Origin of the sequence: Burkholderia sp. JKS000303 (assembly GCF_002563755.1) — a bacterium.
Taxonomy (GTDB): domain Bacteria; phylum Pseudomonadota; class Gammaproteobacteria; order Burkholderiales; family Burkholderiaceae; genus Burkholderia; species Burkholderia anthina_B.
In genome coordinates this window covers 1-22,735 of sequence record NZ_PDBZ01000005.1, presented here as the reverse complement: position 1 = coordinate 22,735, position 22,735 = coordinate 1, and the positions used below count along the sequence as shown (strand labels likewise).

The window sequence follows — 22,735 nt, the reverse complement described above, 5'->3', positions numbered from 1 at the left end:
GATGACGAAGGTTCAACCCGACTGGCTCGCGCTCGCGACGCGTTTCGCGCAACTGCCCGACGCGCAGCGCGCCGTCTTCATCGACAAGCTCGATGCGGCCGGCATCGACTTTCGCGTGCTGCCGATCCCGCCGCGCACGGCGCGCCACGACCGTGTGCCCGCATCGTTCGCGCAGACGCGGCTGTGGCTGCATGCGCGGCTGATCGACGCGCCGGACGCGTATCACATCACCGAGCGGCTCGCGCTGACGGGCCCGCTCGACGCGCACGCGCTACGCCTGGCTTGCGACGCACTGATCGCGCGCCATGAAGCGCTGCGCACGACCTTCGACGAAGCGGAGGACGGCGTCGCGCAGACGATCCATGCGCCGCTGCGCTGCCCGTGGCGCGAGACCGATCTGGAAGCGCTGCCCGGCGCGCAGCGCAGCGCGCGCGCCGACAGCGTCGCGACCGCCGCCGAAGCCATTGCGTTCGATCTCGGTGCGGCGCCGCTCATGCGCGCCCACCTGATCCGCTTCGATGAGACGCATCACTGGCTCGCGCTGACCGTTCATCACATCGTGTCGGACGGCTGGTCGTCGGGGGTGATGCTCGACGAGCTCGCGGCGTTCTATCGCGCCTATGCATCGAGCGAGCCGGTGCCGCTCCCGCCGCTGCCGATCCAGTATGCGGACTACGCGCTGTGGCAGCGCCGCTGGCTCGACGCCGGCGAACGCGACCGGCAGCTCGCATTCTGGCGCGAGCGGCTCGATCCGCAGCGCGGCGTGCTCACGCTGCCGGGTGCGGCCGCACGGCCCGCGCGGCGCAGTGCGCGCGGCGCGCGCCATGTGTTTTCGCTCGACGCACGTATCGGCGCGCAACTGCGCGCCTTCGCGGCCGCGTCGGGTGCGACGCCGTTCGCGGTGCTGCTTGCCGCGCTCGATGCGTTGCTCGCCCGCGCGACGGGCGACGCGCGGATCTGCGTCGGCGTGCCGGCCGCGAACCGCGAGCGCGCGGAGACGGGCGGCCTGATCGGGTTCTTCGTCAACACGCTCGCGATCGACGTCGACGTGCCGGCGCACGGCGATTTCTCGTCGCTGGTCGCGCGGACGCAGCGTGCGCTCGTCGATGCGCAGATGCACCAGGACGTGCCGTTCGAGCAGGTCGTCGACGCCCTCGGCGTGCCGCGCAGCGCGAGCCACCATCCGCTGTTCCAGGTGATGGCCGCCTATGGCGAGCGCCGCGCGCTGCCCGCACTGGGTGCGGCGTCGGCCGCGCTGTTGCCGTCCGGCACGCCGTCCGCGAAATTCGACCTGACGCTCGCCGTCGAGGCGACGCCCGACGGCACGTTCGACGCCGCCTTCATCTACGCGCTCGACCTGTTCGACGCGGACGCGATCGCGCGGCTCGCCGCGCGCTTCGTCACGCTGCTCGGCGACGCGCTCGCGCGCCCCGACATGGCGATCGGCGATCTCGACTGGCTGCCCGCCCATGAACTCGCGCAACTGTTCGCGTGGAACGCGCCGGCCGGTGCCGCCGAGGCCGAACCGTTCGTGCCGGTGCATGCACGTATCGCCGCGCACGCGAACGCGCGGCCCGACGCACGCGGCGTCGCCGACATCGATCGCGCGTTCACGCGCGGCGAAGTCGATGCCCGCGCCGCACGCATCGCGCGCAATCTCGTCGCGGCCGGCGTGCGGCCCGAGATGCGCGTCGGCGTCGCGCTGCAGCGTTCGGTCGACCTGCTGGTCGCGCTGATCGCGGTGCTGAAGTCGGGCGCCGCATTCGTGCCGCTCGATCCGGCCCATCCGCGCGAACGGCTCGCACAGATCGTCGGCGACGCGGGCATCGCGCACGTGCTGACCGACGGTGCGAGCGCCGCGTCGCTGCCCGATCTGCCGGCACTGCGGATCTGGCGCGCGGACGAAATCGACGCATTCGATGACGCCGCGCAAGTTGAACTGCCGGACGTACTGCCCGGCCATGCGGCATACGCGATCTACACGTCGGGTTCGACCGGCAAGCCGAAGGGCGTGATCGTCGATCACGCGGCATTCGCACGGCACTGCGTGGCGATCGCCGAGCGCTACGGCGCGACCGAGCACGACGTATTCCTGCTGTTCCAGTCGGTCAACTTCGACGGCGCGCACGAAGGCTGGTTTTCGCAATACCTGTCGGGCGCCGCCGTGTCGGTGACGGCCGACGTGCTGTGGCCGCCCGCGCAGACCTGCGCGATGATGGTCCGCGACGGCGTGACGATGACCTACGTGCCGCCCGGCTGCGCCGCGCAACTCGCCGAATGGGCGCTCGCGCACGGCGCACCGCCGACGCTGCGTTCGCTGACCGTCGGTGGCGAGGCGACGTCGCGCGAAGCGTTCGCGATGCTGCGCCGCGCGATGCCGAACGTGCGGGTGGTCAACGGCTACGGCCCGACCGAGACCGTGATCACGCCGACGTTGTGGATGTTCCGTCCCGACGACGATCTCGCCCAGCTTGGCGACGCCGCGTACCTGCCGATCGGCACGCTGGTCGGCGCGCGCACCGCGCACGTGCTCGACGCACGGCTGCATCCGCTGCCGGTCGGCGTGATCGGCGAACTGTATCTGGGCGGCGAGGGGATCGGCGTCGCGCGAGGCTATCTGGAGCGTCCGGCGCTGACGGCCGAGCGCTTCGTGCCCGATCCGTACGGCGCGCCGGGCGCGCGCCTGTACCGCACCGGCGACCTCGTGCGGCGTCGCGCGGATGGCGTATTCGACTTCATCGGGCGTGTCGATCATCAGGTGAAGCTGCGCGGGCTGCGCATCGAACTCGGTGAAATCGAAGCCCAGCTCGCCGCACACGATGCGGTGCGCGAAGCGTGTGCGGTCGTGCACGGGCAGGGCGCACAGGCGCAGCTCGTCGCGTACGTCGAACTGACCGCCGACGCGCAGGCCGCGGCGCAACCCGTCGAAGCCGCGACGCTCGACGCGCATTTGCGCCGCACGCTGCCCGACTACATGGTGCCCGCGCAACTGATCGTGCTCGATGCGCTGCCGCGCAATGCGAACAGCAAGGTCGACCGCGCGCGGCTGCCCGCGCCGGTGCGCGTCGAACGTGCATACGAAGCGCCGCACGACGGCGACGAGGCCGCGCTCGCGGCGATCTGGTGCGACGTGCTGAACGTCGAGCGCGTCGGCCGTGGCGATCACTTCTTCGAACTCGGCGGCCATTCGCTGGCCGCGGTGCGCGTCGCGACGCGTGTTGCCGAACGGCTCGGCCGCGATGTGCCGGTGCGTGCGCTGTTCGAAGCGCCGGTGCTCGCGCAATACGCGCGGCAGGTCGCCGACGCGCCGCGCGTTGCCCATGCCGGTGCGGCAGCGCCGGGCGTCGCGGTGGTCAAACCCGATGCGCAGGGCGTGTGGCCGCTGTCGCCCGCGCAGCTCGGCCTCTGGTTCCTGTGGCGCGCGCAGCCGGACAGCGCCGCGTACAACATTCCGGTCGCGCTGCGCATGCGCGGCCCGCTCGACGTCGCTGCGCTGCGTGCGGCGTTTTCCGCTGTGGCAGCCGCGCATCCGGCGCTGCGCGCACGGCTCGTCGCGCGCGACGGCATGCTGCCGGGCCAGCGGATCGAAGACGCCGCGCCTGTCGCGCTGCCGGTCGTCGATCTGTCCGCACAGCCCGATGCGCTCGCCCGCGCGGCGGCGCTGACCGATGCGGATGCACTCGCACCGTTCGATCTCGTCGCCGATGCGCCGCTGTGGCGCGCACGCGTGCTGCGGCTCGGCGCGGACGATCATGTGTTGTCGGTGACGATCCATCACATCGTGTCGGATGGCGAATCAATCGAGCTGTGGCTCGATGCGGTGCGTGCTCGCTATGTCGATAACGTGCGCGGTGAAGCGACGCCCGCGTTGGACAACATCCCGCTCGTCTTGCCCGCGCCATGCCACCCGGCCCGCGTCGCGTACTGGCGCGATGCGTTGGCCGATCTGCCGTCGTGCGTGCTGCCGCAGCGTGCAGATGCGCCGGCTGTCCCGCAATGGCGCGCGGCACGTATCGCGTTCGAGTTCGATGCGTCGCGGATCCGCGCCGCGCGCGACGCGGCATCGGCCGCGCATGCGACGTTGCCGATGCTGCTGCACGCGGCGCTCAACACCGCGCTGTTCCGCGCGACCGGCGCGGCCGACCAGCCGGTCGGGGTGCTCGCGTCGACCCGCGAACTGACGGGCGACGCGGCACGCGATGCGCTGGGGCTCTTCATCAATTCCGTCGTCGTGCGCACGCGTATCGACGCGGCAGCCCGCCGCACGGACGTGCTCGCGCAGGTGCGCGACACGGCGCTCGCCGCGTATGCGCATGCCGGCGTGCCGTTCGCCGACGTCGTCGCGGCACTGCGCGCGCCGCGCACGGCGCAGGCCAATCCGCTGTTCCAGGTGATGTTCAACTACCTGCGCCCGAGCGGCGCGGCCGCGCGCGACTGGGCCGGTTTGTCGCTCGCCGAATTCGACGACGTGCGTCATCGCGTCGTGTTCACGCTGGAGCTGGACGTCGTCGAGCATCCGGACGGCCGCGTGAGCGCCGCGTTCTCGTATGCGGACGAACTGCTCGACGGCGCGTTCGTCGACACGCTCGTCCGGCTGTATCACGACGAAGTCGCCCGTTTCGCCGGTACGCCGGAAGCGACACTCGGCGTGCCCGATGCGCGGTTCGCTGCGCACACGGCGAACGCTGCCGCACCGACATGCAGGGCGGCTCGGGCCACGGCATCGTCGCGCGCCCCGAACGTCGTTGCATCGCTCGCGGCGTTGTGGTCGGACACGTTCGCGACTGCCGCGCCTGCGCCCGACGCCGATCTGTTCGAAGCCGGCGCGACGTCGTTCGACGTCGTGCGCTTCGTTGACGCGGCGAGCCGCGCCGGTCACCCGCTGACGGTCGCCGACGTGTTCGCGTCGCCGACGCTCGCGGCGCTAGGCGCACGCATCGCCGCGCCGACCCAAACGGGCCAGGAGGTGCGCGATGCTGGCTGAAGTGCGTCCGGACGGCTTCACGATGCCCGACACGTGCCGCCTCGTCTTCGCGGACGACCTGTTCGCCGCGCGTGACGACGCGGAGATTCGCGTCGCGCATGGCGACGGCATCGGCGCGCAGGTGTTGCGCGCGCAACTCGCGGACGACGGCACGCTGCGCCTCGTCGCCTACAACCATCGCGCGGCGACGGCCGACCAGCGCCGTGCGCTGCTGGCCGCGCTCGCCGCGGCATTTTCCGACGACGTCCGCCGCGCGGCGATCCGGCTCGACCCGGCCGCGTGGCCGGCAGTCGCGCTCGATGCGCTGCGCGCGAGCGGCGTGCTCGCCGACGGCGGCCTGTGCATGCGCGAAGGCTGGGCGCAACAGGCGGACCTGTGGCGCGTCGGTGCGCATCTGCCGTGCGCGACGCTGCCGATGCTGACCGACGGCCGGCGTCATCCGCGCCGGCCGCCCGCGCCGCGCGGCGACGTGTACGCCCGCGACCTGCCGGCGCTCGGCGTGCGCTTCACGCTGCGCGGCTGGCAGCCGGGCGAGGACGCCGCGCGCGTCGCACGCTGGTTCGACGAACCGCGCGTGCGCGAAGGCTGGCCGGGCACGCAGCCCGGCGTGGACGGCACGGCGCCCGATGCCGATCCGCACCTGACGCCGCTCGTCGGCTGCTTCGACGGCGAACCGTTCGCGTATTTCGAAGCGTTCTGGCTGAAGGAAGACCCGCTCGCGCCGCATGTCGGCGCGCGCGACTACGACCGCGGCCTGCGGATGCTGGTCGGCGAATCGCGCTGGCGCGGCCCGCATTGCGTGGCGGGCTGGCTGCCGTCCGTCGTTCATTACCTGTTTCTCGACGATCCGCGCACCGAAGCGCTCGGCTGCGCAGTTCCGGCCGGCCGCGCGCGGGTCGTCGACCTCCTCGCGCAGCATGGCTTCGCGCGGCAGCGCCGTCTGGCGCTGGCCGACGCACAGCCGTTGTGGATGCGCACGCTGCGCGAGACGTTCTTCTCCGGCCGTCATGTCTGACGGGCCGGTTTCACCGACAAGGGAGCTGAGAGACATGCAGAGAGAAACCGTATTCGACCTGATCGGCGTCGGCTTCGGGCCGTCGAATCTGGCGCTGGCCGTGCGTCTTGCCGAGCGCGGCGGTGCGCGTCCGTTCGCGCATTGCTTCGTCGAACGCCAGCCGGAATTCGGCTGGCATCGCGGGATGCTGCTCGACGACTGCCGGATGCAGATCTCGTTTCTGAAGGATCTCGTCACGATGCGCGATCCGAAGAGCCGCTATACGTTCATCAACTACCTGTTCGAACGGGGCCGGCTGAACGAATTCGTCAACCTGAAGAACTTCTATCCGACCCGCGTCGAATTCCACGACTACCTGAGCTGGGTCGCCGAAGCGTTCGACGAGCACGTTCACTACAGCGAGACCGTCACGGCGATCGAGCCCGTACACGGCGACGGCGCACGCATCGACGCGCTGCGCGTGCTGTCGCGCGATGCCACCGGCCACGAGCGCCAGCGCGTGACGCGCGCGCTGTCGGTCGGCGTCGGCGGCACGCCGGCGGTGCCGGACGCGTTCGCCGCGCTCGGCCGCGACCGCGTGATCCACTCGTCGTCGTATCTGACCGACATCGACCGGCTGGTCGCATCGCCGGACGGCGAGCGCCGCCGCGTCGCGGTGATCGGCGCAGGGCAGAGCGCGGCCGAGGTATTCATCGACCTCGCGCGCCGCTTCCCGCACGTCGACGCAAGCCTCGTGATGCGCGCCGGTGCGTTGAAACCGGCCGACGACAGCCCGTTCGTCAACGAGATCTTCAGCCCGGCGTTCACCGACGTCGTCTACGCGCAGCCGCACGACGCGCGCCGCGCGCTGCTCGAGCGCTATCGCGACACCAACTACGCGGTGGTCGACCGGCCGCTGATCGAGCAGATCTACGAAATGCTGTACCTGCAGCGCATCGACGGCACGCCGCGCCATGCGCTGCTCGCGAACTGTGCGATCGAAGCCGCGGTGCGTGCCGCCGACGGTCGCATCGAGCTGACGCTGCGCGACCGGATGAACGGCGCCACGCGCGTCGAACGCTTCGACGCGCTCGTGCTCGCGACCGGCTACCGGCGCGACACGCACTCGTCGCTGCTCGAGGGGCTCGCACCGTACCTGGGCGACGCACTCACGCGCGGCGACGTCACGCGCGACTACCTGCTCGCGACGCCCGAGCACTTCGCGCCGCGCATCTACCTGCAAGGCTGCTGCGAAGACAGCCACGGTTTATCCGACACGCTGCTGTCGGTTCTCGCACGCCGCGCGGACGAAATCTGCGCGTCGCTCGAAGACGGGATCGCGCCCGGCCATGACGACGGCGCGGCCCGGGCAGCACATGAACAACGACATCAAAACGGGGTGAGCGCGGGCCGGATGGCTTTCGCTCTTTGACAAAGGCGCGGTCGGAGACCGCATAAAAAACTGGAGCAGAGAAAGATGGAGTGGGCAACAGGCACGCGTGTGCGTGCGATCGCAGCCGCGGCGAGCGTGGCGTTCGGAACGGCGGCCGCAGGGCACGCATTCGCGCAGACGGCGCCGACCGTGAGCGCAGGCGCTGCGGCGTCGGTCGGCAGCGCGCAGAACGGCACGGCGGCGAATACGACGGCCGGTGCGGCGAATGCATCGAGCAGCGCAGCGTCCGGCACGCTGCCGGCGATCAACGTCAACGCGGGCTCGGAAGGCGACGGTACGGTCGGGCTCGTCGCGAAGCGCAGCCGCAGCGGCACGAAGACCGACACCCCGATCAACGAAATCCCGCAGACGATCAACGTCGTCACCGCGCAGCAGATCGAGATGACGGGCGCGACCGACGTGAACGCGGCGCTGCGCTACGTGCCCGGTTTCTCGTCGTACGGTTCGGACAACCGCTCCGACTGGTACGCGGCGCTGCGCGGCTTCACGCCGACCGCCTACGTGAACGGGCTGCAGGTGCCGAACACGCTCAACCTGTCGAGCTGGCGCGTCGATCCGTACATGATCGACAGCATCTCGGTGCTGCGCGGACCGACCTCGGTGCTGTACGGCGCGGGCGACCCGGGCGCGATCATCGACGTGCAGACCAAGACTGCCGACGGCGAGCGCGTGCGCGAAGCCGGCGTGCAGATCGGCAACTATGCGCGCAAGCAGTTCATGATCGACGTCGGCGACAAGCTCGACCCGGACGGCCAGTATGCGTACCGGTTCGTCGGCGTCGCACGCGACGGCAACGCGGTGACCGGCCCGAACAACGACCAGCGCGTGTCGCTCGCGCCGTCGTTCCGCTGGCGCCCGAACGCGGATACGTCGCTGACGCTGTCCGCCACGTACCTGCAGGACTGGGGCGACATCTCGTCGAACTTCCTGCCGGCGCAGGGCACCGTGCTGCCGAACCCGAACGGCCAGATCAACCAGGACATCTACGAAGGCGACGGCAGCTTCAACTACTACCACAAGAAGCAGTGGTCGCTCGGCTACCAGTTCGAGCAGAAGCTGACGCCGGCGTGGACGTTCCGCCAGAACACCCGCCTGATGCACCTGTCGCTCGACAACGGGTCGGTGTGGGGCGCGGGCTTCGCCGACGACACCCTGACCGACGTCAACCGCTGGGCCGGCGTGTTCCAGATGAACTACAGCCGCTTCGACATCGACAACAACCTCGAAGGCCGCTTCGCGACGGGCCCGCTCCAGCACACGCTGCTGCTCGGCTTCCAGTACAACCGCCAGACCGCGACCGACAGCGAATGGCTGGCCGCCGCCCCGACGCTGAACCTGTACAACCCGGTCTATACGCCGGTCACGCTGTCGGTGTTCTCGGATCCGAACTCCACGTACCGGACCAACACGTACACGACGATGAACACGTTCGGCCTGTACGCGCAGGATCAGATCAAGTGGAACCGCTGGACGCTGACGCTCGGCGGGCGCGAGGACTGGGTCAACATGCGGATGGACGACCGCGCGGGCGGCACGCAGTCGAAGGCCGACGTGACGGCGTTCACGGGCCGCGTCGGGCTGACGTACGAGGGCGACTACGGTCTGTCGCCGTACGTCAGCTACGCGACGTCGTTCAACCCGCTGATCGGCGTGAGCCTGTACGGCGGCGGCCTGCCGCAGCCGACGCGCGGCAAGCAGATCGAGGCCGGCCTGCGCTGGCAGCCGCCCGGCAAGAACATGATGCTGAACGCGGCGATCTACCAGATCAACCAGACCAACGTGCTCACGCCGACGCCGACGAATCTCGATCCGGCCGGCACGACGCAGATCCAGACGGGTGAAGTGCGTTCGCGCGGGATCGAGCTGAGCGCGACCGGCAAGCTCACGCGCAACCTGTCGGTGATCGCGTCTTACGTCTACCAGGACGTGAAGAACGTGAAGGCCAACGACGATTCGCTGAACAACTGGCCGGTCGACATTCCGCGTCCGCGCCAGATGGCGTCGCTGTGGACCGACTGGACGTGGCACACGGGGCCGCTCGCGGGCTTTGGCCTCGGCGGCGGCGTTCGCTACCAGAGCGCGTCGGCCGGTGCGTCCGACAACTCGCTGTCGGTCTCGAGCGTCACGCTGTTCGACGCGGGCGTGCATTACGACATGCGCAACTGGCGTTTTGCCGTGAACGGGACGAACCTGTTTAACCGCCACTACATCAGCGGTTGCCAGTCGACCAGCGTCTGCATTTTCGGCACCGACCGCACGGTGATCGCCACCGCGAAATACAACTGGTGACGCCGTGCGCCGCGGCGTGCCGGCCGGCCTGCGGGCCGGTCCGCGCGGGCCGCGGCGCCGTCGTCCGCTTTTTCCACGACGCCTCCATGCCGAAGAAAAATCTCGTCTATATCCAGTCGCTGCGCAACGGCGCGGCCGATCGCGCCGGCCAACCGGTCGCTTACCAGGGCGGCACGCGCTACATGAAGGCGCCGCTCGAATTCCTCGTCGAGCGGCTGAACGATTCGCCGCTCGGCGAGCGCTATACGCTCCAGGGCGTGATCGTCGACGACGACGCTGGCTCGCCGGCCGACCGCGCGAAGGTCGCCGACTACGGGTTCGCGCGCACGCCGGGCCGCCCGTGGATCCTGCCGGAAGGACTGACGGTGCAGGGGCGGCTCGTCGACGACCTGTTCTGCACGATTGCGTCGACGTATCGCCGGCTGCCGCGCGATGCACGCGAACGCGTGACGGGCAAGCAGGCGTTCGAGCGCCGGTTGCTCGAACGCCTGCTCGAACTCGACGCCGACGTGGTCGTGCTCGACGGGCTGCTCGTGATCCTCGACGAGCTCGTGCGGCCCGGTGCGCGCTTTCACCGGCGCATCGCGAACATCCACCCCGGCATCACGGCCGACGATTCGCCGTACCAGCGGCGCGGCGCGTGGGCGACGCTCGATGCGCTGCACGGTGCGCGCGGCGAGCGGGTCGACTGGACGAGCGGCGCGAGCGCGCGCGTCGAACCCGTGACGATGACGGGCGCATCGTTCCACTACGTCGACAACGGCATCGATTCCGGCGAAGTGATCTGCGACGTGCTCGACACGCCGATCGCGCCGGACGACACGATTCTCGAACTGCGCTGGAACAACTTCCAGCGCAGCCTGTTTCCGGCGCTCGAGCGGGGGCTGCACCTCCTCGCCGACCGCCACGACGCGGGAGCACTGTGATGCAATACACGCTGACGAAACCGGCCGGCGCGGCGGAGGCCGTTGAAGGCGAGGTGGCCGCGGCGCTCGACGGCGCGGCACACGCGCAGACGCAGGCGACGCCTGCCATCGAGCGCACGCTCGATGCATGGCGGCCCGACGATCCGCCGGCCGCGCTGCTCGCGGAATTCGTCGCGCTGTTCAATACGGACACGCGGCACGATGCGGCGACGGTGTCGGTGCCACTCGGTGGCGCCGATCCGGCGGCCGTTGCATCGTACGTCGCCCGCGCGGTGCGCGAGGGCGTGATCGACGACGCGCGGATCGACGGCGACCGGTTGCGCCTGAATGCGTCGCGCGCGACGTTCTGGCAGAACCCGCGGCCGTGGCTGGCGGCGAGCGCATCGAGCGGGATGCCGCTGCGCTATGCGATCACGAACGGCCATCGGCATCCGGTGCGGCCGCCGTCGCCGGCCGGCGAGATCTATGCGCGCTACATGCCGCAGGTCGGGATGACGTTCAGCCTGCGCACCGTCGACGTCGACACGCATGCGCAGCTTTTCAGCGACTGGATGAACCTCGATCGCGTCGCGCATTTCTGGGATCAGCGCGGCACGCGCGACGAGCATGCCGCGTATCTGACGGAGCGACTCGCCGATCCGCACATGCATCCGATGATCGGCTATTTCGACGACACGCCGTTCGGCTATTTCGAGTTCTACTGGGCGAAGGAGGATCGTCTCGCGCCGTTCTACGACGCGCACGACTACGATCGCGGGCTGCACCTGCTGATCGGCGACTCGCGGTTCCAGAGCGCGGGCAAGCTGCATGCGTGGTGGAGCGGGGTGCTGCACTACATGTTCGTCGACGAACCGCGCACGCAGCGGCTCGTGGGCGAGCCGCGGGTTGATCACGTGCGGCATATCGCGTACATGCACCGGCTCGGGTTCTACACGCTGAAGGAGTTCGATTTCCCGCACAAGCGCGCGGCGCTGACCGTGATGGAGCGCGAAACGTTTTTCGACACTTTCCGGTTGCCGTGACTGGGCGGGGGGCGCGAGGCGACCGGGTGACGTGTCGCGCGGCCTGACGGGGTGGGCATCGGCCGTTCGGGATATGGATCAGCCGGGCCGCATGAGGAAGAACGGATTTCCCTCTCATCCACGACAGGTCGTGACGATATGGCCAGCACACTCGCCACAGCGTGGGACACGCTTCCCGGTCCGCGCCCCCCAACGTTGACATATGCCGGCATATGCCTAGAGTGGACGCATCGAACTCCAGTGGAGTGGCTCATGCGCACCGTTTCCATTTTCAAGAACGCCCGTAACCAGGCAATCCGCATCCCGAAGGACATGGAATTCGAGGGTGTGACCGAGCTCGAGATCCGCCGCGAGGGCGATACGCTGCTGCTGCGTCCGGTACGACCGACGTGGCTGTCATTCGCGAGCGAACCGCTGGCTGATTCCGATTTCCTCGTCGAGCGCCCGGCCGTCGTCGAAACCGGCCGTTTCGACCTGTCCGGCACCGATGACGATGCATCGACGGAGGCGAGCCAGTGACGACGCTCTATATGCTCGATACGAACATCTGCGCGTTCATCATGCGCGAGCGGCCGCCCGTGGTGTTGTCCCGGCTGCAGTCGTGCGTCAATGCGCAGCACCGGATCGTTGTGTCGGCGATCACCTATGCCGAAATGCGATTCGGCGCTGTGGGCAAGAAGGCGTCGCCAAAGCATGCGGACCTCGTGACGGCCTTCGTCGCACGGCTGGATGGCGTGCTGTCGTGGGATACGGCCGCAGTTGATGCAACGACCGCGATTCGAGTGGATCTTGCGGCCCGCGGCACGCCGATCGGCGCAAACGATGCGTCGATCGCCGGCCATGCCATCGCCGCCGGCGCGGTGCTCGTGACGCATAACAGTCGTGAATTCGGTCGCGTCGCGGGGTTGTCCGTCGAAGACTGGGCAGCTTGAGCCGGACGGGCGGCAGCGTCGTCATCTCGCCGGGTTGCGTCACGTCACACGTGGCCGGCGGGCGGACCGGCAAGAAAAGCGCCGCGGAACGCGTCGAGATACCGGTCCGCATCGTCGTTGAATTCACCCGGCAACAGCGCGAACGCACGTGCCAGCAGATCCTGCCCGAGCAGCGCGTAAATCGCTTCGTCGGATAACAGCGTGCGAATGGCGTCGTACGTGTGCGGCAACGCAATCCGCTTCGCATCGCGCGCCAGCAATGCCGCCGCCGCCAGCTCCGGCTGGAAACCATGCAGTTCCACCAGATCGGGCGCGACGTCCCAGATGCGCTCGCGATTGCCCGCGTCGTGAAAATGCGTGAGCAGGAACAGCAGGTCGTACGCGTCGCTGTTCTGGCGCGCGCGCCGGTCCTTCCACGCAAGCAGTTTCAGCAGCACGAGCGCCGGCAGGCTGGTCACCGGCACCACGACGCCCGCGCCGACCGACACGGGCAGCGCCGTATCGACCGCCTCCTGGAAACCCAGCACGTTCAGCACGAACTCACCGCCGGGCGGCCACGCGATTTCTCCGGGCGGTGTTTCGAGCGGCCCGAACGGCACGAGATCGAGTTCCGTGCGAAACCCCTGCGTGCCGCTGTCGAACAGCAGCTTTTGCTGATGCTTGGGCGCGTGCGCGAATTGCCCGGTCGCGACCAGCGCATCGACGAGCTGCGCGTGAAACGGCCAGCTCACCGCGCACACCGCGACGTCGACGTCCCGCGTCGCGCGCACCGGCCGGATGCCATGGACGTGCCACATCAGGATGTCGCGCGCGGTCGCGCCGGCGACGACGAATGCCGCGTCGAGCCGGGTGCAGGCCGCGCCGACCGCCTGCAGCAGCGCGAGCGCCGCCGGCTCGAGCGGCCGGCGCGGATCGACCTCAAGCGGGCGGGTGGGCGAGGTATCGGTCATGGATCTGCTCGGCGGCGGCAAGATTGCGGCTGTCTCCGGACGAGACGAGATCCGCGTAGATCAGGAGCGGCGGCACGAGCGGCACATCCCGCTCGCGCCAGTCGAGTGCCGGCGACGGCGGCCAGAACGCTTCGAGCAGCTCGACGTCGCCGTGCTCGTCCGGACGCAGGCGCGCCTCGAGCAGCAAGCGGTTCGACACGGCGCCGTGCGTATAGACGGTGATCGCGGCCGGCTTCAGGTCGTGGATCAGCAGGTCGGCTGCCGGTTCGCCGCCGAGCCGTGCATCGCACGCCGCGAAATCGAAGTCGCGCCACCAGTCGGGCGCAAGCGCGGCAAACCGCCGGCCCGGCAGTTTCGCGCGCAGCCGGCTCGGGTACAGCGCGACCCATTCCTGCACGAAACGCGGCCAGTCGGGAAGCAGCCGCTCGCCGTTGCGCCGCTGTGCGACGAGGCCGCGCGCCATCAGATCGTCCATCGCGAGATTGACCGTGCCGAGCGCGACGCCCGATTCGGCGGCGATCGCGCGATACGGCTGCGCGACGAGGCCCGGCTGCGTCGCGAGCGCGAACATCACGGCGAGTCCCTTGGGCGTCGTCGCGCGCGATGCCTGACGACGCGGCGTGCGGGCAGGTTTCGGCCGGCCGGCGATCATCACGGTGGCCTCCGGCTGGATCAGGCTCGCATTGCCGGCGGTATCGAGAAACGGGATGTCGTGCTCGGTCAGGCGGGCGGCCAGTTCGGCAGAAAAATAAGGCGCGACCAGCATCAGCGGCCGTTCGCCCGGCGCGGGCGTGCCGCCGCGGTGACGCAGTGCCGCGAGCGCGCCCTGCAGCGATTCGACGCCAACGCTCACGGCCGCCGGCATCTCGAAGGTCTGCCCGGCGATGTCGAAGCGGATCATTGCGCCGGCGCGCGCCCGATACGCCGCCGGCACGCGCACGGGCCGCGCATTGAAGCGCCGGGTCGCGCGCGCGAACGCGGCGCAGGCCTCGTCGAGCACGTGCTGTTCCGATATCGGGAGAGGGGCGTTCGCGGGCATCACGGAGGATCGCTTGTTCACTGTTTTGTCAGCGTACACAAAAAATGTACAACCGTCAAAAAATGAACAAACGTTCTCAACCTGTTGATGCAAAGGAATTATTTCGGAATGTCGAGCGGCAACCAACGATGACCTCCGCATGAAAAATCGAGCCTGAACATGCAGTGTCGAGTGTGCCGACCGCATGCGGCAGTCGTCCGGATGGACAGCGCTTCCGGGCGCCGCGCGCCTCGTCCCGCGCCGGTGTGATCGACCGGCAACCAGCAGTTGCCGCCGCGACGACTTTCTGTCTGTCCGGTTGTCGCTCAACGGACTATCCTTGCCTGCACATCCCCACTGGACAACAGGAGACGACACCGTGACGCACAGCGTGATCCCCGCAGGCCTCGCCGACGAAATGATCGAGATCCGGCACCGCATCCATGCTCACCCCGAGCTGGGTTTCGAGGAATTCGCAACGAGCGACCTCGTCGCCGAGCAGTTGCAAGGGTGGGGCTACACGGTGCATCGCGGGCTCGGCGGCACGGGCGTCGTCGCGCAGTTGAAAGTCGGCAACGGCACGCAGCGCCTCGGCCTGCGCGCCGACATGGACGCGCTGCCGATCCACGAATCGACCGGCCTGCCGTACCAGAGCACGATCGCCGGCAAGATGCACGCGTGCGGCCACGACGGCCACACGGCGATGCTGCTCGCGGCCGCGAAGCACCTGGCGCGCGAGCGTCGTTTCTCCGGCACGCTGAACCTGATTTTCCAGCCGGCCGAAGAAGGGCTCGGCGGCGCGAAGCAAATGCTCGACGACGGGCTGTTCGAGCTGTTTCCGTGCGATGCGATCTTCGCGATGCACAACATGCCGGGTTTCCCGACGGGCAAGCTGGGCTTCCTGCCGGGGCCGTTCATGGCGTCGTCGGATACCGTGATCGTCGACGTGCAGGGGCGCGGTGGCCACGGCGCGGTGCCGCACAAGGCGATCGATCCGGTCGTCGTGTGCGCGCAGATCGTCGTCGCGCTGCAGACGATCGTGTCGCGCAACGTGTCGCCGCTCGACATGGCGATCGTCACGGTCGGCGCGATCCACGCGGGCGAGGCGCCGAACGTGATTCCCGATCGCGCGCAGATGCGCCTGTCCGTGCGCGCGCTGAAGCCCGAGGTGCGCGACCTGCTCGAAACGCGCATCAAGGAAGTCATTCACGCGCAGGCGGCCGTGTTCGGCGCGACCGCGACGATCGACTACCAGCGGCGCTACCCGGTACTCGTCAACGATGCGGAGATGACCGCGTTCGCACGCGGCGTCGCGCGCGAGTGGGTCGGCGAAGCGAACCTGATCGACGGGATGGTGCCGCTCACCGGCAGCGAGGATTTCGCGTTCCTGCTCGAACAGCGGCCGGGCTCCTACCTGATCATCGGCAACGGCGACGGGGAGGGCGGCTGCATGGTGCACAACCCCGGCTACGACTTCAACGACGCGGCATTGCCGACCGGTGCGTCGTACTGGGTCAAGCTGGCCGAGACGTTTCTGGTGTGATGGGGAATGCGGCGTGAGGTTGGCGGCCGCGCATCGGTGAGTCTGTCCGGCGGCCGAACACAAGATATACCAAACTTTGGTATATGATGAATACCCTGAAAAGGAGGTGACTCATGTCGCGAAACACATCCGTTTCCCTCGGTGACCACTTTGCCGAATTCGTCGATGCGCAAGTGCAATCAGGGCGATATGGCTCTGCGAGCGATGTCGTCCGAGCCGGTTTGCGACTCCTCGAATCACATGAAACGCAGGTACGTGCGTTGCAAGAAGCGTTGAAGGCAGGCGAGGCTTCAGGAGCGCCCAGGCCATTCGATAGCGAGGCGTTCCTGACGCGCATGCGGGTATCCCATGGCGGTTAAGGGTCGGCAGCTTCAGCTGACCCCGCTGGCGGAACTCGATCTCGAAGACATTTGGCGCTATACCGCCGAGCATTGGTCGCTCGCGCGGGCGGACCATTACCACCGCGATCTGATCGCAACGATGGAAGCACTGGCGCACGGAGAAAAGGTCGGCCAGGCTTGCGCTGTTCGCGAGGGCGATTTCCGGTACGCGGTAAGTTCACACGTCGTTTTCTATCGCGAAACGGATGACACGCTCGATGTCATCCGGATTCTGCATCAGCGCATGGATATCGAGCGGCATCTGTAATCACCGTCCCGGTGCAATTGCGACATCGGCCAAACTAGAACGCGTCCCCGCCGAACAACGCCGCCGCCGCATCTGGATTCGACGGCCAGTACATGTGCATGTACGTCGCGACGATCGCGCCCGCGCGATAAACGGCTTCACCGCTGCCAGCCTCGCCATCGGGCCGGGCGGCGGTCGCAACCGGCACCAGCGGCGTATCCAGCCGCGAATAATGAAACGTATGACCGCGCATCGGCCCGGTGCACGTATCGAGTTGCTGCATGCCGAGCGCCGCGAACCGGCGCTGCATCGTCGCCTGGCCTGACAGCAGTCCGAGCATCGGCGTCGTGACGCCCTCCACGTCGGTCAGCGATTCGCACAGATACACCATCCCGCCGCATTCCGCGACGATCGGCCGACCGGCCGCCGCGTGCATGCGAATCGTCCGCGCGGTCACGGCATTCGCCGCCAGCGTCGCCGCATGCAGCTCCGGATAGCCGCCCGGCAGGAACAGCGCATCGCAATCGTCGGGCACGGGTTCGTCGGCAAGCGGCGAAAAGAACCGCAACTGCGCGCCGAGCGTATCGAGCAGCGCGAGATTGGCCGGATAGATGAACGAGAACGCCGCATCGCGGGCGATCGCGATTCGCTTGCCGGCGAGCGCGCGCGGCAGTGGGGCGGCAACGTCCGGTTCCGCGAACGTGACGGCAGGCGGCAACTCGGCAAGCGCGGTGTGCGCGAGCACGTCGGCCGTGCGATCGAGCCGTGCGTCGAGATCGTCGATGTCGGCCGGCTGGTGCAGCCCGAGATGCCGTTCCGGCAGCGCGATGCCTGCATCGGCCGGCACGTGCCCGAGCCAGCGCAAGTCGTCGGGCAGCGCCTGCCGCAGCAGTTCCGCGTGGCGCGGCGACCCGACGCGGTTCGCCAGCACGCCGTGAAACGGCACCTCGGGCCGGAACCGCGCGAGCCCGAACGCGATTGCCGCGAAGGTTTGCGCCATCGCCTTCGCGGAAATCACCGCGACGACCGGCACGCCGAACGTCGTCGCAAGATCGGCACTGCTCGGCGTGCCGTCGAACAGCCCCATCACGCCTTCGATCAGGATCAGGTCGGCGTCGCGCGCGGCCTCGGCGAGCAGCGCGCGGCAGCCGGCTTCACCGACCATCCCGAGATCCAGCGCATGCACGGGCACGCCGCTCGCGCGTTCGAGCAGCATCGGATCGAGAAAATCGGGCCCGGTCTTGAACACGCGCACGCGCCGGCCGAGCCGCCGGTGCAGCCGCGCGAGGCCGGCCGTCACCGATGTCTTGCCCTGTCCGGACGCGGGTGCGCTGACGAACAGCGCGGGGCAGGCCGGCATCGCTCAGAACTCCACGCCGCGCTGCGCCTTCACGCCTTGCTCCTTGTACGGATGCTTGACGAGCCGCATTTCGGTGACGAGGTCGGCCGCGTCGATCAGCGCATCGGGCGCGTGCCGTCCGGTGACGACGACGTGCACCGCATCCGGCCGGGCCGTGAGCGTCGCGAGCACTTCGTCGAGCGGCAGGTATTCGTACTTCAGCACGGTGTTCAGCTCGTCGAGGATCACCATCCGGTATTCGCCGCTTTCGATCATCCGGCGCGCCTCGTCCCAGCCCTTGCGGGCGGTCGCGATGTCGGCGTCGCGGTTCTGCGTGTTCCACGTATAGCCGTCACCCATCGTCACGAAGTCGCACTCCGCGACCGCGCCGAGGAAATCGCGCTCGGACGTGTGCAGCGCGCCCTTGATGAACTGCACGACGCCGAGTCGCATGCCGTGGCCGAGCACGCGCACGGCCATGCCGAACGCGGCCGTGCTCTTGCCCTTGCCGTTGCCGGTGTTGACGATCAGCAGGCCCTTCTCGTGCGTGGCGGCGGCCTGCTTCTTTTCATGGCCGGCGCGGCGGCGTTCGGTCATCCGTTGATGGGATTCGGCATCGGTCTTCATCGGGAGTCGTCCTGTCGAAAGCGAAACAAAGGGTTCAGAGCGGGCCGGCGAGTGCAACCGTCACGCCGCCCAGGATGGATTTGGGGCCGAGCAGCCGGCCATGCGGCGCCGCGAGCTGCGCACAGGGTTCGGCCACGCCGGCGACGCCGAAACGCGCAAGCGCGGCCGCCGACGGCGCACTCGGCGCCGGTTCGGGACAATGCGCGAGCTGCGCCGCGTCGAAGGCGACGAGCGGCCAGCCGCGCCGCGCGCACAGCGTGCGCAGCGCACGCGCGTGCGCCTTGTCGGCGAGCGTCGCGACGACGGCCGGCTCGGCGGCCGGGTAACGCGCGAGCGCCGCGCGGATCGCGGCATCGAGTTGTGCGGCCGTCACGCCCGCGCGGAAACCGACGCCGAGCGCGACGCGCATCATGCGCCGCTGCCGCCGAGCGCCGCGCGCACCGCCGGATCGTCGGCAAGCGCGGCGACCCGGCCGATCACGACGATCGCCGGCGAGCCGATACCGGCCGCGCCGACGCGTTCGACCACCGTATCGAGCGTCGCGAGCACATGCCGCTGTCCGTCACGCGTTGCGTTCTCGATCGCCGCGCACGGCGTGTCGCCGGCCAGGCCACCGTCGCGCAGCGCGGCCGCGATCGCGTCGAGCCGGCGAATGCCCATGTAGATCACGATCGTCATCCGCGTGGCGGCCAGCGCGCGCCAGTCGGGTTCGTCGGCGCCCGCGCCGTGGCCGGTGACGAAGATCACGCCCTGAGCGTCGCCGCGATGCGTGACCGGAATGCCGAGCGCAGTCGGTGCGGCGATGCCGGCCGTGATGCCGTTGACGACTTCGACCGGGAACCCGGCCGCGCCGAGCGCGAGCAATTCCTCGCCGCCGCGGCCGAACACGAACGGATCGCCGCCCTTGAGCCGCGCGACGCTGCGGCCCGCGCGCAGGTGCGCGAGCATCGCGGCGACGATCGCGTCCTGCGGCGTCGACGCATGGCCGCCGCGCTTGCCGACCTGCTCGATGCGCGCATCCGCGCGCGCATGGCACAGCACGTCGGGGTTCACGAGATCGTCGACGAGCAGCACGTCGGCCGCGGCGATCGCGCGCACGGCCTTCAAGGTCAGCAGATCGGCGTCGCCGGGGCCGGCGCCGACGAGCCATGCGCGGCTCATCGCGGGCGGCACGGCGCGCACCGTGTCGAAGCAGTGGAAAGGGGAAAGCGGGCGGCACATCGGCGGCCGACGGACAGGCAAGACATGATTGATCGAGCGTAGCCCGCGCGAGCGCGGGCGGAATGCGCACCCCATCCGTCCCCCGCGGATCGGGCGTTCGGCGAGCATCGGGCTCGCCCCTTGCGTCGGCCGGTATCCGGGCTGGCCGCTTGCCAGGCCGCAGCCTTCCCGCCCGCTGAAGGGCAGTGGCATCGCGGGCGGCCTGGGCGCGTGCGCGGCAAGCGCGGCGCGCGGGCGGCGTACCGTTGCGGGGACAGCACAGGCCGGGCGGACATCCGCCCCCTGTTTCCCGTTTAACTGCATGCGCGGAAATGCGCGTGCGAGCACCGAACGCGGCGCTACGATAGCACAGCGACCGATCCGCGCGAACCCGCCGCGCGGGCGCCGGATGCGGCGTTGCGGGCGCCGCCGCAGCCATGCCGAACGCCCGGCGGCGGCCCGTTTCGCCTTGACGCTCCCCGCACCGCCGCCTACACTCGCACGCGTTTTGGTGCTCGCGCGCGCTCCTCCGGCGCGCGCAGTTAAACGGGAAACAGGAAGCGTGACTGCGCCGCAGTCGAGCCAACCTGTGCTGCCCCCGCAACGGTAAGCGAACGCGTCGCGCGCAAGCGCCACGCAGCGCCGCTTCGCCGCATGCCTGCCGCATGCGGACGACCGCCACTGGATGCCGCGTGCATCCGGGAAGGCGAAGCGGCGTGTTCGTCAGCCCGGATACCGGCCGAAACGTTGGGGTTCAGCGTCGCGGGGAGGCGGCGCATCGTCCACGGCCGCAGCATGCCCGACGCCCGAGCGTTTCCCGCTTTCTTCGCCGATCGGCCCGCCGCGCCCGCGCGCCCGGGCCGACGCGACGAACCGCAGGCGGCGCGGGAGCCGGGCCCGCGACGGCCGTGTTGGCATTCACCATGTCGACCGTTCGCAAGGAAGCGTCATGTCCGATTCGTCGTTCCGTCCGTTCACGTTCAGCGGCCGTCCGTCCGGACTGCGCCGCGACATCCCCGCGATCCGCCAGATGACATGCCGCGCCGCATCCGGCGCGACGATCCCGGCCTGATTCCATTCTCGACACAGGATCTACCATGTCCCTACGCAAGCTTCCCGTCACGATCGTCACGGGCTTTCTCGGCAGCGGCAAGACCACGCTGATGCGCCACATCCTGCAGCACGCCGAAGGCCGCCGCATCGCGGTGATCGTCAACGAGTTCGGCGAGCTCGGCATCGACGGCGAAATCCTCAAGGGCTGCGGCATCGGCTGCGAGGACGCGGACGGCGCGCAGGGCGAAGCGTCGGGCCAGCTGTACGAACTCGCGAACGGCTGCCTGTGCTGCACCGTGCAGGAAGAGTTCTATCCGGTGATGGAGGCGCTCGTCGAGCGCCGCGCCGATATCGACCACGTGCTGATCGAAACGTCGGGCCTCGCGCTGCCGAAGCCGCTCGTGCAGGCGTTCAACTGGCCGACGATCCGCAACAGCTTCACGGTCGACGCGGTCGTGACCGTCGTCGACGGGCCGGCCGCCGCGAGCGGCCAGTTCGCGGAGAATCCGCAGGCCGTCGACGCCCAGCGCCGCGCCGATCCGAACCTCGACCACGAATCGCCGCTGCACGAACTGTTCGCCGACCAGCTGTCGTCGGCCGATCTCGTGATCGTGAACAAGGCCGATCTCGTCGGCGACGCGCAGTTCGCCGAAGTCGAAGCCGCGATCCGCGAAGACATCCCGCCGCAGGTGAAGATCGTGCGCGCGACGCGCGGCGAACTGGATCTCGCGATGCTGCTCGGGCTCGAGTCGGCGTCGGAGGACACGATCCATCTGCGTCACGACCATCACGGCTCGGCCGACGACGGCGATCACGACCACCATCACGACGATTTCGACTCGGTCGTCGTGTCGGGCGATGCGGGTTCGCGCGAAGCGACGATCGCCGCGCTGCAGCGCGTCGTCGAGACGCACACGATCTACCGCGCGAAAGGCTTCGCAGCGCTGCCCGATGCGCCGATGCGGCTCGTGATCCAGGGTGTCGGCCGGCGTTTCGACAGCTATTTCGATCGTCGCTGGCAGGACGGCGAAACGCGCGCGAGCCGCTTCGTGCTGATCGGCGAGGATCTCGACGCCGCCGCGCTGCAACGCGCGTTCGACGCCGCGTGCGCGGCCCACACGCAACAGGCGTAACGCACGATGCATTTGCTGCGCACCACGCCGGGCGGCTTCGTCGACGATACGCAGGGCGTCGTCCGGATCGACCAGCAGCCGGCCGACATCGTGATCCTGAGCTCGGCCGACACGACGCTGTCGCTGCTGGCGAGCGTCGTGCCGACGATGCCGGCGGGTTTTCCGAGCGTACGGCTCGCGAACGTCACGTTCCTGCGGCAGCCGGCGTCGGTCGATTTCTATGTCGACGACGTGCTGCGTCACGCGAAGACGGTCGTGATCGACCATCTCGGCGGCGAAGCGTACTGGCCGTACGGGATCGAGCAGGCCGTGTCGCTCGCGTCGAAGCAACGGCAACGGCTCGCGATGTTCTCGGGCGACCTGCAGGAAGACCCGAACCTCGTCGCGAAGAGCACGGTCACGCCGGACCTGTGCCGGCTGTGGTGGCGCTACCTGCGCGAAGGCGGGCTGCACAACGCCGCCGCGCTGCTGCGCAGCATTGCATTCCATACGCTCGGTTTCGGCGACGAGCCCGAGCCGCCGCGGCCGCTGCCGGCCGCGGCGCTGTATCACCCGGCGCGCGACTCGGCGAGCGTCGACGACTGGCGTGCGCGCTGGACGCCCGGCGCGCCCGTCGTCGCGATCCTGTTCTATCGCGCGCACTGG

The 22,735-nt window shown here is 69.3% G+C and carries 20 protein-coding genes and 2 riboswitches; of the genes, 14 read left to right on the top strand and 6 right to left on the bottom strand.

Annotated features, from left to right (window positions below):
• The first annotated feature begins 1 nt into the window (after position 1).
• The 8 genes from BX604_RS36425 to BX604_RS36390 all read left to right on the top strand — a co-directional run bounded on the left by BX604_RS36425 (position 2) and on the right by BX604_RS36390 (position 12,600).
• The gene (locus tag BX604_RS36425) at positions 2-4,984 is read left to right on the top strand and encodes a non-ribosomal peptide synthetase (RefSeq protein WP_098556645.1); all 4,983 of its coding nucleotides are present in this window, start codon (positions 2-4) and stop codon (positions 4,982-4,984) included.
• Complete coding sequence (locus BX604_RS36420; protein WP_098556643.1) at positions 4,974-5,999, top strand: GNAT family N-acetyltransferase; 1,026 nt, start codon at positions 4,974-4,976, stop codon at positions 5,997-5,999. The genes BX604_RS36425 and BX604_RS36420 overlap by 11 nt, the downstream gene beginning before the upstream one ends.
• A gap of 34 nt (positions 6,000-6,033) precedes the next feature.
• The gene (locus BX604_RS36415; RefSeq protein ID WP_098556640.1) at positions 6,034-7,410 is read left to right on the top strand and encodes a lysine N(6)-hydroxylase/L-ornithine N(5)-oxygenase family protein; all 1,377 of its coding nucleotides are present in this window, start codon (positions 6,034-6,036) and stop codon (positions 7,408-7,410) included.
• A 45-nt stretch (positions 7,411-7,455) separates the two neighbouring features.
• Entirely contained in the window at positions 7,456-9,720 is a 2,265-nt protein-coding gene (locus BX604_RS36410; protein WP_098556638.1) for a TonB-dependent siderophore receptor, read from the top strand.
• 86 nt (positions 9,721-9,806) lie between these two features.
• Positions 9,807-10,646, top strand: coding sequence for a formyltransferase family protein (locus BX604_RS36405; RefSeq protein ID WP_098557121.1), 840 nt, complete (start codon positions 9,807-9,809; stop codon positions 10,644-10,646).
• Positions 10,646-11,668: a GNAT family N-acetyltransferase gene (locus BX604_RS36400; RefSeq protein ID WP_098556636.1), complete on the top strand. Its 1,023-nt coding sequence runs from the start codon at positions 10,646-10,648 to the stop codon at positions 11,666-11,668. Before BX604_RS36405 ends, BX604_RS36400 begins: the two co-directional genes overlap by 1 nt.
• A 252-nt stretch (positions 11,669-11,920) precedes the next feature.
• The gene (gene vapB, locus BX604_RS36395) at positions 11,921-12,187 is read left to right on the top strand and encodes a type II toxin-antitoxin system VapB family antitoxin (RefSeq protein WP_096505350.1); all 267 of its coding nucleotides are present in this window, start codon (positions 11,921-11,923) and stop codon (positions 12,185-12,187) included.
• Positions 12,184-12,600, top strand: coding sequence for a PIN domain-containing protein (locus BX604_RS36390; protein ID WP_098556634.1), 417 nt, complete (start codon positions 12,184-12,186; stop codon positions 12,598-12,600). The genes vapB and BX604_RS36390 overlap by 4 nt, the downstream gene beginning before the upstream one ends.
• Before the next feature lie 44 nt (positions 12,601-12,644).
• On the opposite strand, the gene BX604_RS36385 is transcribed toward BX604_RS36390, so the two are convergent.
• On the bottom strand, positions 12,645-13,550 hold the full coding sequence (locus BX604_RS36385; RefSeq protein ID WP_098556632.1) for a nucleotidyl transferase AbiEii/AbiGii toxin family protein: 906 nt from the start codon (positions 13,548-13,550) through the stop codon (positions 12,645-12,647).
• Positions 13,519-14,589, bottom strand: a complete 1,071-nt coding sequence (locus BX604_RS36380; protein WP_098556630.1) for a type IV toxin-antitoxin system AbiEi family antitoxin — start codon at positions 14,587-14,589, stop codon at positions 13,519-13,521. The genes BX604_RS36385 and BX604_RS36380 overlap by 32 nt, the downstream gene beginning before the upstream one ends.
• Before the next feature lie 358 nt (positions 14,590-14,947).
• Between BX604_RS36380 and BX604_RS36375 the strand changes: the two genes are divergently transcribed.
• The 3 genes from BX604_RS36375 (at position 14,948) to BX604_RS36365 (ending at position 16,759) form a co-directional block, all read left to right on the top strand.
• Positions 14,948-16,111, top strand: coding sequence for a M20 aminoacylase family protein (locus BX604_RS36375; protein ID WP_098556628.1), 1,164 nt, complete (start codon positions 14,948-14,950; stop codon positions 16,109-16,111).
• A 113-nt stretch (positions 16,112-16,224) separates the two neighbouring features.
• A complete protein-coding gene (locus BX604_RS36370) occupies positions 16,225-16,470 on the top strand; it encodes a type II toxin-antitoxin system ParD family antitoxin (protein WP_098556626.1) in 246 nt (81 codons plus the stop codon).
• Positions 16,460-16,759, top strand: a complete 300-nt coding sequence (locus BX604_RS36365; protein WP_098556624.1) for a type II toxin-antitoxin system RelE/ParE family toxin — start codon at positions 16,460-16,462, stop codon at positions 16,757-16,759. Before BX604_RS36370 ends, BX604_RS36365 begins: the two co-directional genes overlap by 11 nt.
• A 34-nt stretch (positions 16,760-16,793) precedes the next feature.
• Here BX604_RS36365 and BX604_RS36360 read toward each other — a convergent pair whose 3' ends face one another.
• Genes BX604_RS36360 through cobA form a run of 4 tightly spaced genes read right to left on the bottom strand, consistent with a single transcriptional unit; the run spans position 16,794 to position 19,925 of the window.
• Positions 16,794-18,098 (bottom strand): cobyrinate a,c-diamide synthase, encoded by a 1,305-nt coding sequence (locus BX604_RS36360; protein ID WP_098556622.1) that lies wholly within the window; start codon positions 18,096-18,098, stop codon positions 16,794-16,796.
• 3 nt (positions 18,099-18,101) lie between these two features.
• Positions 18,102-18,704, bottom strand: a complete 603-nt coding sequence (gene cobO, locus BX604_RS36355; protein WP_098556620.1) for a cob(I)yrinic acid a,c-diamide adenosyltransferase — start codon at positions 18,702-18,704, stop codon at positions 18,102-18,104.
• A gap of 34 nt (positions 18,705-18,738) precedes the next feature.
• Entirely contained in the window at positions 18,739-19,116 is a 378-nt protein-coding gene (locus tag BX604_RS36350) for a cobalamin biosynthesis protein (RefSeq protein WP_098556618.1), read from the bottom strand.
• Complete coding sequence (cobA, locus tag BX604_RS36345) at positions 19,113-19,925, bottom strand: uroporphyrinogen-III C-methyltransferase (protein ID WP_179894952.1); 813 nt, start codon at positions 19,923-19,925, stop codon at positions 19,113-19,115. Before cobA ends, BX604_RS36350 begins: the two co-directional genes overlap by 4 nt.
• Positions 19,926-20,035: 110 nt before the next feature.
• A riboswitch (cobalamin riboswitch) is annotated at positions 20,036-20,272 on the bottom strand.
• 124 nt (positions 20,273-20,396) lie between these two features.
• A riboswitch (cobalamin riboswitch) is annotated at positions 20,397-20,662 on the top strand.
• A 191-nt stretch (positions 20,663-20,853) separates the two neighbouring features.
• Here cobA and BX604_RS39860 point away from each other — a divergent pair.
• From BX604_RS39860 to BX604_RS36335, 3 genes are all read left to right on the top strand, one after another.
• Entirely contained in the window at positions 20,854-20,976 is a 123-nt protein-coding gene (locus BX604_RS39860) for a hypothetical protein (protein WP_257146506.1), read from the top strand.
• A 25-nt stretch (positions 20,977-21,001) separates the two neighbouring features.
• Positions 21,002-22,090 carry a cobalamin biosynthesis protein CobW gene (cobW, locus tag BX604_RS36340; RefSeq protein WP_098556615.1) on the top strand — a complete coding sequence of 363 codons (1,089 nt, stop codon included), beginning with the start codon at positions 21,002-21,004 and terminating at the stop codon, positions 22,088-22,090.
• Between the two features lie 6 nt (positions 22,091-22,096).
• The coding region (locus tag BX604_RS36335; protein WP_179894951.1) for a cobaltochelatase subunit CobN at positions 22,097-22,735 on the top strand (639 nt) is incomplete at its 3' end.